Source organism: Streptomyces sp. RLA131 (assembly GCF_056270125.1).
In genome coordinates this window covers 6,971,309-6,985,272 of sequence record NZ_JBWDOQ010000002.1, presented here as the reverse complement: position 1 = coordinate 6,985,272, position 13,964 = coordinate 6,971,309, and the positions used below count along the sequence as shown (strand labels likewise).

Genomic DNA, 13,964 nt, shown 5'->3' with positions numbered 1-13,964 from the left:
GACGAACAGGACTTCGGGCCGGAGGCGGCGGCCACTTTGACGCGGTCTTGACGCCTCCGGCCCGGGGTGGTCAGGCGTCCGGGGCCGCGTGGACCCGTTCGCCGCCGACGAAGGTCTGCAGGACGCGGGTGCCCGCGATGTCCTGCGGCGGCCCGGCGAAGGGGTCACGGTCCAGGACCACGAGGTCGGCGAGGTTGCCCGGGGCGATGCTGCCGGTGTCGTCGAGGTGGTTGACGTACGCGCTGCCCGCTGTGTACGCGGCGACGGCGGCGCCGAGGTCGATGCGCTGGCCGGGGAGGAAGGGCCGGGGGTCGGCGTCGGGCCCGGCGAGGCGGCGGTTGACGGCCACATGGAGGGCTGCGAAGGGGTCGGGGTCGCTGACCGGCCAGTCGCTGCCGGCGGCGAGGGTGGCGCCGGAGTGGAGCAGGTCGGCGAAGGGGTACTGCCGGGCGGCCCGTTCGGGGGTGAGGAAGGGCAGGGTGAGCAGGTCCATCTGGGGTTCGTGGGCGGCCCACAGGGCCTGGAGGTTGGCGGTGGCGCCCAGCGCCCGGAAGCGGGGTACGTCCTCGGGGTGGACGACCTGGAGGTGGGCGAGGTGGTGCCGGGTGTCGCGGGGGCCGTTGGCGGTGCGGGCCGCCTCGACTGCGTCCAGTGCCTCGCGTACGGCGCGGTCGCCGAGGGCGTGGAAGTGGACCTGGAAACCGGCGGCGTCGAGTTCGGTGACGTAACTCCTCAGCGCGCCGGGCTCGACGAAGCTCAGGCCGCTGTTGCCGGAGGCGCAGGGGCAGCCGTGGCCGTCGAGGTAGGGGCCGAGCATGGCGGCGGTCCCGTTCTCGGCGATGCCGTCCTGCATGATCTTGACGCTGGTGGCGCGGAAGCGGCCGCGGGCGGCCTGCTCGCGGCGGGCGACGAGTCCGGGGATCTGCTCGGCGCCGCGGTCACGGTCCCACCACAGGGCGCCGGTGACGCGGGCGGTGAGCAGGCCGGCGTCGGCGGCGGCGTGGTAGGCGGCGGTGGGGTCGGACATGTTGGCGTAGCTGCCGACGATGGCGTCCTGCCAGGCGGTGACGCCGAGGGAGTGCAGCAGGCTCTGGGCGCGCAGCAGGGCGGCGGTCTGCTCGGCGGGGGTGGGCGCGGGGAGCAGCCGGCCGACGAGGTGGACGGCTCCTTCCTGGAGCATGCCGGTGGGGTTGCCGTCCGGGTCGCGCTCGATACGGCCGTCGGCGGGGTCGGGGGTGGCCGCGTCGACACCGGCGAGCCGCAGGGCGCGGGAGTTGACCCAGGCGCCGTGGTGGTCGCGGTTGGGGAGGAAGACCGGGCGGTCGGGGACCACCGCGTCGAGCAGGGCGGCGGTCGGGGTGCCGCCGGGGAAGGCCTCCATGGACCAGCCGCCGCCGCTGATCCAGGCCGTGCCGGGGTTCGCGGCGGCGTAGGCCGCGACGCGCCGCAGGTACTCGTCGGCGTCGGTGCTGCCGGTGAGGTCGCACTGCCCGAGTTCCAGGCCGGCGGCCAGCGGGTGGACGTGGGCGTCCTGGAAGCCGGGCAGCAGCAGCCGTCCGGCCAGGTCTACGACCTCGGTGCGGGGGCCGACGAGTCCGTGTATCTCGTCGTGGCCGACGGCGACGACGCGTCCGGCGCGCACCGCCACGGAGGTGGCCCGGCTGCGGGCGGCGTCGACGGTGTGCACGGGGCCGCCGGTGAACACCAGGTCGGCCTTGGGGTGGGACATGGGCGGAGCTCTCCTCGCGGGGGTGGTACGGGGTGTCAGGCGACCGTACGGTCCATGGGCAGGGTCAGGGAGTCGGCGTCGGTGCCGCGCCCGGTGATGAAGTAGGGCGAGCGCCGGACGTACTTGGCGACGGCCGCCATGGCCAGGCCGCTCAGGACGGTGACGGCGGGCAGCGCGAACATGAACCAGCCGTTGTCCGGGGAGAGTTCGAAGTGGTCGCTCGTCGTGAGGTAGGTGTAGCCGAGGAACGCCCCGGTGCCCAGCAGGAACAGGCCGCTGACGGCGGGCACGACCACGGCGAGCAGGGCGGCGCGGACCCCGGCGCGCAGTTCGGCGCGGAAGCGTACGGCGCAGGCGAGCGCGGTGAGGCCGTAGTAGAGGGCGACCAGCAGTCCGGCGGAGTTGACGGCGGCGAGCAGCATGTCGCTGAGCCGGGGGATGGCCATGGCGAGCAGGGCGATGGCCGCCGAGACGGACATCAGGATGACGGTGCCGAGGGCGGGGGTGCCGTAGCGGGGATGGACGCGGGTCCAGGCCTGCCCCATGGTGCGGTCCCGGCCCATGGCGAACAGTCCGCGGGCGGTGGGGATGACGTTGGCCTGGAGCGAGGCCACGGCGGAGAACATCAGGGCGAGCAGCGGCAGGCCGGCCCAGGGCTCGTCGGTGAGCTTGGCACCCAGGTAGGGCAGGGCCCGCGGGCCGTTCTCGATCAGCTCGGTCAGGCTCATCTCCCGCTGGAAGGCGATGGACGCGAAGAGGAACAGGCCGAGCATGGCGAACAGCGCGATCAGTCCGCCCCGGGAGGAGTCGGCGGGGCCGCGGGTCTCCTCGGTGACGCTGAAGGCGGACTCCCAGCCCCAGAAGAAGAAGACCGCCAGGACCAGGCCCTGCGCGAAGCCGGTACCGCTGTGGATCCGGAAGGGGTCGAACCAGGCGAGCGAGACCGGGTGGTCGCCGGTGACCACGGCGACGGCGCAGAAGGTGAGCAGGACGGCGTACTCGAAGACCAGCAGCCCCGCCTGGAGCCGGGTGGCCGAGCGGACCCCGGTGACCGCCAGGACGGTGACGACAGTGAGTACGACCATGCCCACCAGGGTCGTGGTGACCGTCGAGCCGGGGTCCAGGGCGATCCCGGCGAACTCGGTCCAGCCGGCCTTGTTGGCGAAGGCCAGCACCACGGAGCCGGTGATGGCGGTGGTGTAGGCGAGGAAGACGACGGTGCCGGCCGTGGTGACCCAGCCGGTCAGGAAGCCGGGCCAGGGGCCGAGGGTCCTGCCGACCCGGACGTAGCCGTTGCCGCAGTTCGGTTCGGAGCGGTTGAGCCGGGTGTAGGCGCCGGCGATGCCGAGGACCGGCAGGAAGCCGAGCAGCAGGACGACCGGCCTGTCGACGACGCCGAGCGAGCGGCGCAGCTTACCGGCGGGCCCGGCGGGCCCGGCGGGCCGGTCGGGCCGGTCGGTGCTGGGGGTGGTGCTCATGGGTGGGCTCCTCACTGAAGAGAGGGACGGGCCGGGGAGGAAGAGCCGTGCGGGATGGCTGTGATGAAACAACGGCCGTTCTTGTTGCGTCAATGCTGTTGACATAAGGGCGCGGCCGCTCTTCACTGGCGGTCCGGCCCGCCGCTGACCACAGGTGAAGAGGATCCGATGACCAGCAGCCCGAGCCCCGAACGGGTCCCCGCCGAGCGCAGGCGCCGCCGCCCCACCCGCTCGGGGGTGCTGCTGTCGGAGGACCTGATCGTGGAGACCGCGCTCCGGCTGATCGGCGGCCACGGTCCCGAGGCCCTGAGCGTCCGCCGCCTCGGCGCGGCGCTCGGCTGCGACCCGAGCGCGGTCTACCGCTACTTCCGCGGCACCGACGACCTGCTGCTGGCCATCGCCGACCGGATCATCGGGGACGCGATGCGCGGCTTCACCCCCGGCCCGGACTGGCGTGCCTCGCTCCGCGAGATGGCGACCCGGGTCCGGCAGGGGTACCTCGCCCATCCGCGCGCCGCCGCCCTGGCCGCGTACCGCGTCACACGCCGGGAGCACGAGATCCGGGCCGTCGAGGCCGGGGTGGGCATCCTGCTGGGGGCCGGTTTCGAACCGGCCGAGGCGGTACGGCTCTATCACGCGTTCATCGACACGGTGCTGGGGCACGCGGCCCTGGACGCGGCCTGTACGGCGCTGCCCCGCCACCAGTGGGAGGCCGACGACCAGGCCTGGACGGAGGCCTACCGGGCGGTGACCGCCGAGTCCCACCCGGCGCTGTACGCGGTCCGTGACCGGCTGCCCCTGATGGCCGGCAGCGCCTTCGACGACGCCGTCGAGCTGCTGCTGTCCGCACTGGAGAGCCGCGCGCCCCGGCTGCCGGCCGGCCGCGCTACGGAGTGTCAGCCCGCCCCCTGAATCCGGCACACCCTGTCGCGTCCGGGTACGGTCCGGCACGGCTAGGGTCGGCCCATGACCGAGAGCTTCGCCCTGCACATACCCGACGCCGACCTGGAGCTCGATCCCCTCGACCCGGGGCAGATCGTCTCCGGTGCGCCCGAGGTGTCCGGCCGGGTGGTCTGGGAGTCCCAGGACGGCCGGCAGATCCGCGGCGTCTGGCAGATCACCCCCGGCGTCGTCACCGACACCGAGGCCGACGAGCTGTTCGTCGTGGTCAGCGGCCGTGCCACGATCGAGGTCGAGGGCGGCCCCACGCTCCACGTCGGCCCGGGGGATCTCGCCGTGCTGCGCGAGGGCGACCGCACGACATGGACGGTGCACGAGACGCTGCGCAAGGCGTACGCGATCACGCTCGCGCGCTGACGGCGGGCGTCAGCCGGCCGGGCCCGGCTCCGATTCCGTTTCCGGCTCCGGTTCCTGATGGGCCCACAGGCCCCGGACGTGTCCTATGTGGCGGGTCATGACGGCGTGCACGGCGTCGGCGTCGCGCGTGAGCAGGGCGTCCAGCAGCTCGATGTGCTCCTCGGCGGAGGCCACCAGCAGCCCGCGCTCGGCCAGGGCCTCCAGCCCGTACAGCCGCGAGCGCTTGCGCAGGCCGTCGACGACCTCCACCAGATGGGCGTTGCCCGCCAGGGCCAGCAGCCGGAGGTGGAAACGCCGGTCGGCCTCCACATAGGCGATGAGGTCACCGGCGGCGGCCGCCGTGACGATGTCCCGGGCGGCGGGCCGCAGCGCCTCCAGGGCGGCCGGGCCGGCGGTCGCGGCGAGCCCGGTCACGGTGGGGATCTCTATCAGGGCGCGGATGTGCGTGTACTCGTCGAGCCCGCGCTCGGACAGGGCGGTGACCCGGAAGCCCTTGTTGGGCACCGCCTCGACCAGTCCCTCCTTGACCAGGTCCAGCATCGCCTCGCGCACCGGCGTGGCCGACACCCCGAAGCGGGCGGCCAGGGCGGGCGCGGAGTAGACATGTCCGGGCCGCAACTCGCCCGCGACGAGGGCCGCGTACAGGGCTTCGGCGACGCGCTCGCGGTAACTGGGGCGCGCTCCGCCGAGGCTGGGCAGAGCGGGTTCGTGAGCCATGCGCTGGTCCTTGGTGGTGAGGGACGGCCGGTGAGGGACGGCCGGTGAGGGTGGGGCTCAGAGGGTGAAGCCGGCCGGGAAGGGATCGGCCGGGTCGAGAAGGTACTGGGCGGTGCCGGTGATCCAGGCCCGGCCGGTGACGGTGGGCAGGACCGCGGGCCGGCCGGCCACCTCGGTGGTGCCGACGAGCCGCCCGGTGAAGGCCGTCCCGATGAAGGACTCGTTCACGAAGTCCCGGTGCAGGGGCAGTTCACCGCGTGCGTGCAACTGTGCCATCCGGGCGCTGGTTCCCGTACCGCAGGGGGAACGGTCGAACCAGCCGGGGCTGATCGCCATCGCGTGCCGGGAGCGGCCGGCCGTGGAACCCGGCGCGAGCAGCGCGACATGCTTGAGTCCCCGGATGCTCGGGTCCTGCGGATGGACCGGCGGCTCCCCGGCGTTGACGGCGTCCATGAGGGCCAGTCCGGCCGCCAGGATCTCGTCCCCGCGGGCCCGGTCGAAGGGCAGGCCGAAGGCGTCGAGCGGGAGGATCGCGTAGAAGTTGCCGCCGTAGGCCAGGTCGTAGGTGACCGTGCGCCCGTCGGAGAGGGTCGCCGTACGGTCCAGGCCGACACTGAACGACGGCACGTTGGCCAGCGTCACGGACCCGGCCACGCCGTCCCGGACCGCGACCTCGGCGACGACCAGCCCGGCCGGGGTGTCCAGCCGGACGGTGGTGACCGGTTCCGTCACCGGGACCATGCCGGTCTCGACGAGGACGGTCGCCACCCCGATCGTGCCGTGGCCGCACATGGGGAGGTAGCCCGAGACCTCGATGTAGATCACGCCGTAGTCCGCGTCCGGCCGGGTCGGCGGCTGGAGGACCGCCCCGCTCATCGCGGCATGGCCCCGGGGCTCGTCCATCAGGAAGGTGCGGATGTGGTCCAGATGCTCGCGGAAGTACAGCCGGCGCTCGTTCATCGTCGCGCCGGGCACGGTGCCGATGCCGCCGGTGACCACCCGCGTCGGCATGCCCTCGGTGTGCGAGTCCACGGCGTGCAGGACCAGTGTGCTGCGCATGTGCGGTCTCCCTCCGGGGTCAGGCCAGGCCGTCGGCGACGGCCTTCTCGGTCGCGGCCCGTACGGCCCTGTCCTGGTCCGGCAGCAGCGGCACCCGGGGCGGCCGGCAGGCCCCGCCGGGACGGCCGACGACGTCCATCGACACCTTGACGGCCTGCACGAACTCCGTGCGCGAGTCCCAGCGCAGCAGCGGGTGAAGCGTCCGGTACAGCGGCAGCGCCGTGGCCAGGTCCCCCGCCACCGCCGCCCGGAACAGCGCGGCCGAGGCCCTGGGCAGTGCGTTGGGGAAGCCCGCCACCCAGCCCCGGGCCCCCGCGGTGACCAGCTCCAGCAGCACATCGTCCGCACCTGCCAACAGGTCCAGTCCGGGGGCGAGTTCGGCGATCCGGTAGGCGCGGCGCACATCGCCGCTGAACTCCTTCACGGCGTGGATGTGCCCCTCGGCGTGCAGCCGCGCCAGCATCTCCGGTTCCAGGTCGACCTTGGTGTCGTGCGGGTTGTTGTACGCGACCACCGGCAGCCCGGCCTTCGCCACCTCGGCGTAGTGCGCCAGCACCGAACGTCCGTCCGCCCGGTAGGCGTTGGGCGGCAGCAGCATCACCGCCCCGCAGCCGGCCGCCGCGGCCTGCTCGGCCCATCCGCGGGCCTCCGCCGAGCCGTACGCGGCGACACCGGGCATCACCCTGGCGCCGCCGACCGCCGCCACCGCCGTCTCGACCACCTTCGCCCGCTCCCGGTGCGTCAGTACCTGGTACTCGCCGAGCGAGCCGTTGGGGACGACGCCGTCGCAGCCGTTGTCGACGAGCCAGGCGCAGTGCGCGGCGTAGGCGTCGTAGTCGATGGACCGGTCGTCGTCGTCGCGGAGCGGGAGCGCGGTGGCGACCAGGACGCCCCGCCAGGGACGGTGGTCGGAGGGAGTGGTCATCTGCGGCCTCTCTGGTTGCGGGTCATGGGGCGTGGTGCTCGTCCGGCGGTTCCCCGGCCAGCACCGCGAGGGGCACGGGCCGGGCGAGGGGGCGGTGGGCGGGGGCGGCCGGGCAGCCGGCGACGGCGGCGACCCCCGGGGCGCAGATCCGGCCCTGGCACCAGCCCATGCCGGCGCGGGTCAGCAGCTTGACCGTACGCAGGTCGCCGGCTCCGAGGTCGGCGACGGCCCGGCGCACGGCGGAGGCGGGGACGTCCTCGCAGCGGCAGACGACGGTGTCGTCGGTGACGCGTTCCGCCCAGCCGGCCGGGGGCGGGTAGACGACGTCGAGGAGCGCGGCGAACTCCCGGTGGCGGCGGCGGGCCCGGCGGGGGCCGGCGAGGCCGCCCGGGTCGGGGGCGCGGCCGCGCAGCCGGGCGGCGGCCGAGCGGCCGGCGATCTCGCCCTCGGCGAGGGCGAGACCGGCGCCGCCGACGCCGGTGGCCTCACCGGCCGCCCACAGTCCCTCGACGCCGGTGCGCTGTTCGTCGTCGACGGCGACCGCCCCGCCGTCCCCGTTGTCCCCGCCGTCCCCGCCGTCCAGCCGGGCACCGAGGGTGTCGGCGAGGTCGGTGTGGGGCAGCAGCCCGTGCCCGACGGCGAGGGTGTCGCAGGCGATCCGCAGCAGGGTCCCGCCGGGGCCCGCGAGGGTGACGGCCTCGACCCGGTCGGTGCCGTGGGCCGCGACGAGCTGGTGCCGTCTGCGCAGGGGGACCCGGTGCCGGGCCAGCCGGGCCGCGTACGCCGCGCCCTCGGCGAGTTTGCCCGGGTGCCGGGCGAGGACCGCCGGACGCCGCAGGAAGGCACGCGGGTCCGCCGCGTCGGCCAGGGCGGCGACCCGGGCCCCGGCGGCGGCGAGCCCGGCGGCCACCGGGATCAGCAGGGGCCCGGTCCCGGCCACGACCGCCGTCCGGCCGGGCAGCACCAGTCCGCCCTTCAGCATGGCCTGGGCGCCGCCGGCGGTGAGCACCCCCGGCAGGGTCCAGCCGGGAAAGGGCAGCACCTTCTCGTAGCCGCCGGTGGCCAGGAGCACGGCGTCGGCGGTGACCGCCTCGGCGGCGTCCAGGAACCGGCCGCGCAGCGCGTGGACGGTGAACCCGCTTTCCACCAGCCATACATGACGGTCCGCCAGGTGGGTGATCCGGCCGTCGGCGACATGCCCGGCCAGCCGTGCCCGCAGCCGCGCCCAGGTGCGCCGGGCATGGTGCAGCGCCCCGGGCCGTCGCGCGCCCAGGGCCGGGGCGGGCCCGCGCCAGAACTGCCCGCCCACCTCGGGGGCCGAGTCCAGCAACGTCACCCGAACCCCGGCGTCAGCCGCCGCGACCGCCGCCGCCAGCCCGGCGGGACCCGCTCCGATCACGGCCAGCGTCACCTCAGCGGTCATGACCGGTGCCCTCCTGCGAACGGACCACGTCCCCCGGCGCCAGGACGACCAGGCAGGCCCGCTGGTTGGGAACACCGTTGACGGTCACCAGGCAGTCGAAGCAGATCCCGATGCCGCAGAAGACCCCGCGCGGCTCGCCCCGTACCCGCGTCGCACGCCAGGCGAGGGTGCCGTCCGACCACAGCGCGGCGGCGACGGTCCGGCCCGGCAGGACGGTGATCTCGCGCCCGTCGAACTCAACGGTGAACGCTGCCTCGGGCCGGGCCCGGACCAGCCGGAGGGGATGACGCGGACGGCTCAACGGGGGCCCTCCTCCGGGACGTTCGGGAAGCGGTCCGGCCGGAAGGGGGCGAGGTCCAGCGCCGGGGTCCGGCCGGCCAGGCACTGGGCGAGCAGCAGGCCGGTGACGGGGGCCAGGCCGATGCCGGCGCCTTCATGGCCGCAGGCGTGGAAGAGGCCGGGGGCGCGCGGGTCGGGGCCGATGGCGGGCAGGTGGTCGGGCAGGTAGGGGCGGAAGCCGGGGTAGCCGCGCAGTGCGGCCACCCGGGCCAGGAACGGGAACAGGGCGACGGCCTGGGCCGCGAGCCGCCGGACGGCCGGCAGGGAGAAGGTGCGGTCGAACCCGACCCGTTCGCGGCTGGCCCCGATCAGGACGGGACCGGCCGCCGTGGCCTCGACCACGGCGGAGGTCTGGAGGGCGGCGGAGTCACTGGCGACGTCGGCGACATAGCCGGCGGCGTAGACCTTGTGCCGGACGGTGCCCGGCGGCAGCGGCTCGGTGACGAGGACGAAGCCCCGCCGGGGCAGTACCGGGAGCCGGACGCCGGCCAGCGCGGCCACCTCGCCGCCCCAGGTGCCGGCCGCGTTGACCACCGCGCCGGCCGGCAGCCGCTCCCCCCGGTCGGTGACGACGCCCCGCACCCGGCCCCCGGCGTCCCGCAGCAGGCCGGTGACGGCGGTCCCGGTGCGGAGTCCGGCGCCGGCCCGCCGGGCGGCACGCAGCAGCCCGGCCGCGGCCAGCGCGGGCTGGACCTGGGCGTCCTGCGGGTAGTGGACGCCGCCGGCGAGCCCGGGGGCGAGAGCGGGCTCCAGGTCGTGGAGGGCGTCGCCCGGCACGGGCACGGCGTCGACACCGGCGAGCCGCTGCCGCGCGGCGAGGTCCGCCAGGGCGCGCAGCCCGCCGGGGCCGGGGGCGACGACCAGGCCGCCCTTGGGTTCGTACTCGTACGAGGAGGGCCCGGGGTCCTCCTCGGCGGCCAGTTCGCGCCACAACCGTCCGGAGAGCAGGGCCAGTTCGAGTTCGGGGCCGGGTTCCTTGTCGGAGACCAGCAGGTTGCCCTCGCCGGAGCCGGTGGTACCGCCGGCCACCGGGCCGCGGTCGACCACCAGGGTCGTCAGCCCGGCGCGGGCGGCGTACAGGGCGCAGGCGGCGCCCACCATTCCGGCGCCGACGACCACGACATCGCTGACCGGTTCACTGGCCATGACAGTAATATGTCACATGCCTCAGGCCCGGACCAGGAGTTGTACGGCTGCCGGGGCGGGCCGCCCCGCTCAGACCCCCGGTTCGCCCGCCTCGCCCGGTTCACCCGGCTCGCCCGGCTCGTCCGGCTCCTTGATACCGAGCAGCGCGATCGACTCCCTGCGCATCTCCACCTTGCGGATCTTGCCGGTGACCGTCATCGGGAACTCCTCGGCGAGGTGCACATAGCGCGGGATCTTGTAGTGCGCGAGCCGCCCGGAGCAGAACGCCCGCACGGACTCGGGGGTCAGCGGCCGCGCCGCCTCGCGCATCCGGATCCAGGCCATGACCTCCTCGCCGTACCGGTCGTCGGGCACACCGATGACCTGGACGTCGACGATGTCGGGGTGGGTGTGCAGGAACTCCTCGATCTCGCGCGGGTAGATGTTCTCGCCGCCGCGGATCACCATGTCCTTGATCCGTCCGGTGATGCCGACATAGCCCTGGTCGTCCATCACCGCGAGGTCACCGGTGTGCATCCAGCCCTCGCCGTCGACGGCCTCCGCGGTGGTTTCGGGCTGCTCCCAGTAGCCGAGCATCACCGAGTAGCCGCGCGTGCACAGTTCACCGGGGGTACCCCTGGGCACCGTCCGTCCCGTGGCCGGCTCGACGACCTTGACCTCCACATGCGGGTGCACCCGGCCGACGGTGGACACCCGCCGCTCCACCGGGTCGTCGGCGCGGGTCTGGGTGGAGACCGGCGAGGTCTCCGTCATGCCGTAGCAGATGGTCACCTCGGCCATGCCCATCCGTTCGATGACCTGCTTCATGATCTCGACCGGGCAGGGCGAGCCCGCGAGGATGCCGGTCCGCAGCGAGGACAGGTCGTACGAGTCGAAGTCCTGCTCGGCGAGTTCCGCGATGAACATCGTCGGCACCCCGTAGAGCGCGGTGCAGGCCTCGTCCTGGACGGCCCGCAGCGTCTCCCTCGACTCGAAGGCGGGCGCCGGGATGACGATGCAGGCGCCGTGGCTGGTGGCCGCGAGGTTGCCCATCACCATGCCGAAGCAGTGGTAGTACGGCACCGGGACGCAGATCCGGTCGGCCTCGGTGTAGCCGCACAACTCCCCCACGAAGAAGCCGTTGTTGAGGATGTTGCGATGGGAGAGGGTGGCGCCCTTCGGGAAGCCGGTGGTGCCCGAGGTGTACTGGATGTTGATCGGGTCGTCGGCGCTCAGGGCGCTCTCGACGGCTGCGAGGGCGGCCAGGGCCTCGGGGGCGGCCGCCCGGCCGCCGCCGAGCAGGGCGTGCCACCGCGGGGTGCCGAGGAGCGCCACATGTTCCAGCCGCGGGCACCGGGGCCGTGCCTCGGCGATCATCGCGGCGTAGTCGGAGGACTTGTGCGCGGCGGCGGCGATCAGCATGCGCACGCCGGCCTGGTTGAGTACGTACTCCAGTTCATGGCCCCGGTAGGCCGGGTTGACGGTCACCAGGATCGCGCCGATCCGGGCGGTGGCGTACTGGGTGACCACCCATTCGGCGCGGTTGGGGGCCCAGATGCCGACCCGGTCGCCGGTGCGGATCCCCAGCTCCAGCAGCCCCAGGGCGAGCGCCTCGACCTCGGCGGCCAGCTCCTGGTACGTCCACCGGCGGCCGGCCGGCCGGTCCACCAGGGCCTCGCGGTCCCCGTGGAGCCGCACGGTGCGGGCGAAGTTCCCGCCGATGGTGTCCGTCAGGAGCGGTGTGGCCGTGGCCCCCGCGTCGTAACTCAGCTCGGTAACCATGACGCGTACGCCTCCCCGTTGAGACATGACCGGACGGTCTCCGTCAGCGTCGCCGACGGGGCGCCGGGCCGCTACTGCCTTTCGGGGGTAGTCGTCCCGGGACGACCGGCGTGACCAGCGAGGCCGGAGCCGGCACGGGTCAGAGCCGGTAGCCCATGGCGCGGGCGGTGTTGACCGCCTCCATGCGGTTGCGGCTGCCGAGCTTGCGCATGACGCTGCGCAGATACGCCTTGACGGTGCCCGGGGACAGGCCCATCAGTTCGGCGATCTCGGCGTTGGCCAGGCCGAGGGCGGCGCAGCGCAGGGCCTCGCGCTCGCGGCGGGAGAGCGCGGCCGGGGCCGGGGCGGGCGCGTCGCCGCTTTCCGCGCCGATGCCGTGTCCCGTGCCGATGCCGCTTACGGGGCCGATGCCGCTTGCGGGGCCGGCCCCGTCGGCGACCAGTCTGCGGCGGATGGCCTCCAGTTCGGCCCGCACCGCCGGGTCGTGGACCCGGGCCAGGACCGATCCCAGGTCGCGGTAGGTGTCGCGGAGCCGGCTGTCGGCCGGCGGCGGGGCGATCCGGCGGGCCTGCTGCTCGGCGGCGAGGCGTTCCTCGGTCCTGCGCACGACGGACACGGCCAGCCGCTGGACGCGCTCGCCGATGTCCAGCCGCTGGCGCAGCGCGGCGTAGCAGACCCCGCTGACCCGGCCGGCGGTCACCACCGGCACGGCGAGCATGGCGTGCAGGCCCTCGCGCTGGACCGGTGGGTCGTACTGGTGGCTGATCCCGCCGGCCGCCAGATAGTCGGTGACGGTGACCGGCCGGTTGAGCGCCATCGCCTTGCCGCCCAGCCCGGTGCCCCTGAGTACGACCAGGTCCTGCAGCTCGGTGGTGCGCGCGCCGCGCAGCTGGCTGATCACCATCCGCTGTCCGTCGGCCATGACCCGCGCCCCGAAGGCGACGTCCATGCCCGCGACATCGACGAGCTGTGTGAGGGCGCCGCCGACCGCGTCCGCCCATCCGTCGTTGACCGCAGCGACCACGCCGACCACCCCGAACGTCACCCGAACCTCACACCAACGTCACCCGGAGCTACCGTGGCACGGCGTCCAGGAGATGTCGAGGGCGTCTCCGCGGGGGGAACGGCCTCGGTCATCCGCTCGCAGAGCCCGGTGCCCCTCCTGGCCGCGTGAGCGGCGGCCGCCGCCGGGGGTCAGGCGGTGGCACGGCGCCTGCGGGACGGCTTGACCACGGCCGGGGCATCCGCCTCCAGCTGCTCCTCGACCGCCCGCAGGGCCCGTACGGTCGCCCCCGCGATCAGCGCCGACGCCAGCTCGGCGTCGCGCTCCTCGCAGGCCTGGATCAGCCGTTCCTGGTCGTCGACGCTGTAGGCGAGGCGGCCGGGGCGGGTCAGGCTCAGATGGCGCAGCATCAGGGTGCGCAGCGCCAGCGAGTCGAGGATCTGCTTGAGGGTGGCGTTGCCGACGATCTCGGTCATCCGCTCCTGGAGGTGGACGTGGCTCCAGAAGTACGCGTCCACGTCACCGGCGTCGGCCAGCTCGCGCATCCGGACGACCTCGGCCCGCAGACCGGCCATGTGCTCGTCGTCGGCGCGCTCGACGAGCAGCGCGGCGAGCATCGACAGCAGTTGCCGGCGCACCTGGTAGATGTCGCGGATGTCCTGCAGGGAGGGGGCCGCGACCCGGGGGCGACGGCGGGCCTTCATCTCGACCAGGCCTTCCTGCTCCAGCAGCATCAGCGCCTCGCGCACGGGGGTGCGGCTGGTGTTGAACTGCCGTGACAGGTCGACGCTGTTGAGGTCCTCGCCGGGCTGCAGCCGGCCCTCGATGATCCCCGCGCCCACCCATTCGGCGATCTGCGCGACCAGGGGTTCGCGCCGATCCCGCAGCCGCAGCAGCCGTTCCAGCACCACATGCGTGTCATGATCGGTCATGTCGACAGTATCGCATGAGAATCCGCACAGAACTCACAGAAATGGCAATTCTGTCGACACTAAACGGGGGGATGTGTGGGCCGGTAACACGGCAGCACCAGGCTACCGGCTCACCCGGCGGGCTGCTGCTCCCGG

13 protein-coding genes are annotated in these 13,964 nt (G+C 74.2%); 2 read left to right on the top strand and 11 right to left on the bottom strand.

Features of this window, described 5'->3' with window-relative positions:
• Positions 1 to 70: 70 nt before the first annotated feature.
• A complete protein-coding gene (locus RWE79_RS32570) occupies positions 71 to 1,729 on the bottom strand; it encodes an amidohydrolase (protein ID WP_475943667.1) in 1,659 nt (552 codons plus the stop codon).
• Positions 1,730 to 1,764: 35 nt separating this feature from the next.
• A complete protein-coding gene (locus tag RWE79_RS32565) occupies positions 1,765 to 3,207 on the bottom strand; it encodes an APC family permease (protein WP_475943666.1) in 1,443 nt (480 codons plus the stop codon).
• Between the two features lie 168 nt (positions 3,208 to 3,375).
• On the opposite strand from RWE79_RS32565, the gene RWE79_RS32560 reads away from it, so the two are divergent.
• Both RWE79_RS32560 and RWE79_RS32555 read left to right on the top strand, forming a co-directional pair.
• On the top strand, positions 3,376 to 4,119 hold the full coding sequence (locus tag RWE79_RS32560) for a TetR/AcrR family transcriptional regulator (RefSeq protein ID WP_475943665.1): 744 nt from the start codon (positions 3,376 to 3,378) through the stop codon (positions 4,117 to 4,119).
• A gap of 54 nt (positions 4,120 to 4,173) precedes the next feature.
• Positions 4,174 to 4,524 carry a cupin domain-containing protein gene (locus tag RWE79_RS32555; protein WP_475943664.1) on the top strand — a complete coding sequence of 117 codons (351 nt, stop codon included), beginning with the start codon at positions 4,174 to 4,176 and terminating at the stop codon, positions 4,522 to 4,524.
• A 9-nt stretch (positions 4,525 to 4,533) separates the two neighbouring features.
• Here the strand turns inward: RWE79_RS32555 and RWE79_RS32550 are convergent, their stop codons facing one another.
• From RWE79_RS32550 to RWE79_RS32510, 9 genes are all read right to left on the bottom strand, one after another.
• Positions 4,534 to 5,241, bottom strand: a complete 708-nt coding sequence (locus RWE79_RS32550; protein ID WP_475943663.1) for a GntR family transcriptional regulator — start codon at positions 5,239 to 5,241, stop codon at positions 4,534 to 4,536.
• A gap of 57 nt (positions 5,242 to 5,298) precedes the next feature.
• Positions 5,299 to 6,300 (bottom strand): proline racemase family protein, encoded by a 1,002-nt coding sequence (locus RWE79_RS32545; protein ID WP_475943662.1) that lies wholly within the window; start codon positions 6,298 to 6,300, stop codon positions 5,299 to 5,301.
• A 19-nt stretch (positions 6,301 to 6,319) separates the two neighbouring features.
• The gene (locus RWE79_RS32540) at positions 6,320 to 7,225 is read right to left on the bottom strand and encodes a dihydrodipicolinate synthase family protein (protein WP_475943661.1); all 906 of its coding nucleotides are present in this window, start codon (positions 7,223 to 7,225) and stop codon (positions 6,320 to 6,322) included.
• 22 nt (positions 7,226 to 7,247) lie between these two features.
• A complete protein-coding gene (locus RWE79_RS32535; RefSeq protein ID WP_475943660.1) occupies positions 7,248 to 8,648 on the bottom strand; it encodes an FAD-dependent oxidoreductase in 1,401 nt (466 codons plus the stop codon).
• A complete protein-coding gene (locus RWE79_RS32530; protein WP_475943659.1) occupies positions 8,638 to 8,949 on the bottom strand; it encodes a (2Fe-2S)-binding protein in 312 nt (103 codons plus the stop codon). The genes RWE79_RS32535 and RWE79_RS32530 overlap by 11 nt, the downstream gene beginning before the upstream one ends.
• Positions 8,946 to 10,133 carry an NAD(P)/FAD-dependent oxidoreductase gene (locus tag RWE79_RS32525; protein ID WP_475943658.1) on the bottom strand — a complete coding sequence of 396 codons (1,188 nt, stop codon included), beginning with the start codon at positions 10,131 to 10,133 and terminating at the stop codon, positions 8,946 to 8,948. Before RWE79_RS32525 ends, RWE79_RS32530 begins: the two co-directional genes overlap by 4 nt.
• Before the next feature lie 69 nt (positions 10,134 to 10,202).
• Complete coding sequence (locus tag RWE79_RS32520; protein ID WP_475943657.1) at positions 10,203 to 11,921, bottom strand: AMP-binding protein; 1,719 nt, start codon at positions 11,919 to 11,921, stop codon at positions 10,203 to 10,205.
• 112 nt (positions 11,922 to 12,033) lie between these two features.
• Positions 12,034 to 12,939 carry a LuxR C-terminal-related transcriptional regulator gene (locus RWE79_RS32515; protein ID WP_475943656.1) on the bottom strand — a complete coding sequence of 302 codons (906 nt, stop codon included), beginning with the start codon at positions 12,937 to 12,939 and terminating at the stop codon, positions 12,034 to 12,036.
• Positions 12,940 to 13,088: 149 nt separating this feature from the next.
• The gene (locus RWE79_RS32510; protein ID WP_475943655.1) at positions 13,089 to 13,829 is read right to left on the bottom strand and encodes a GntR family transcriptional regulator; all 741 of its coding nucleotides are present in this window, start codon (positions 13,827 to 13,829) and stop codon (positions 13,089 to 13,091) included.
• Positions 13,830 to 13,964 lie beyond the last annotated feature (135 nt).

Excerpts from the sequence above, each read along its gene's own strand:
- RWE79_RS32570 (WP_475943667.1), bottom strand. The coding sequence starts at position 1,729 with ATGTCCCACCCCAAGGCCGACCTGGTGTTCACCGGCGGCCCCGTGCAC.
- RWE79_RS32565 (WP_475943666.1), bottom strand. The coding sequence starts at position 3,207 with ATGAGCACCACCCCCAGCACCGACCGGCCCGACCGGCCCGCCGGGCCC.
- RWE79_RS32560 (WP_475943665.1), top strand. The coding sequence starts at position 3,376 with ATGACCAGCAGCCCGAGCCCCGAACGGGTCCCCGCCGAGCGCAGGCGC.
- RWE79_RS32555 (WP_475943664.1), top strand. The coding sequence starts at position 4,174 with ATGACCGAGAGCTTCGCCCTGCACATACCCGACGCCGACCTGGAGCTC.
- RWE79_RS32550 (WP_475943663.1), bottom strand. The coding sequence starts at position 5,241 with ATGGCTCACGAACCCGCTCTGCCCAGCCTCGGCGGAGCGCGCCCCAGT.
- RWE79_RS32545 (WP_475943662.1), bottom strand. The coding sequence starts at position 6,300 with ATGCGCAGCACACTGGTCCTGCACGCCGTGGACTCGCACACCGAGGGC.
- RWE79_RS32540 (WP_475943661.1), bottom strand. The coding sequence starts at position 7,225 with ATGACCACTCCCTCCGACCACCGTCCCTGGCGGGGCGTCCTGGTCGCC.
- RWE79_RS32535 (WP_475943660.1), bottom strand. The coding sequence starts at position 8,648 with ATGACCGCTGAGGTGACGCTGGCCGTGATCGGAGCGGGTCCCGCCGGG.
- RWE79_RS32525 (WP_475943658.1), bottom strand. The coding sequence starts at position 10,133 with ATGGCCAGTGAACCGGTCAGCGATGTCGTGGTCGTCGGCGCCGGAATG.
- RWE79_RS32520 (WP_475943657.1), bottom strand. The coding sequence starts at position 11,921 with ATGTCTCAACGGGGAGGCGTACGCGTCATGGTTACCGAGCTGAGTTAC.
- RWE79_RS32510 (WP_475943655.1), bottom strand. The coding sequence starts at position 13,829 with ATGACCGATCATGACACGCATGTGGTGCTGGAACGGCTGCTGCGGCTG.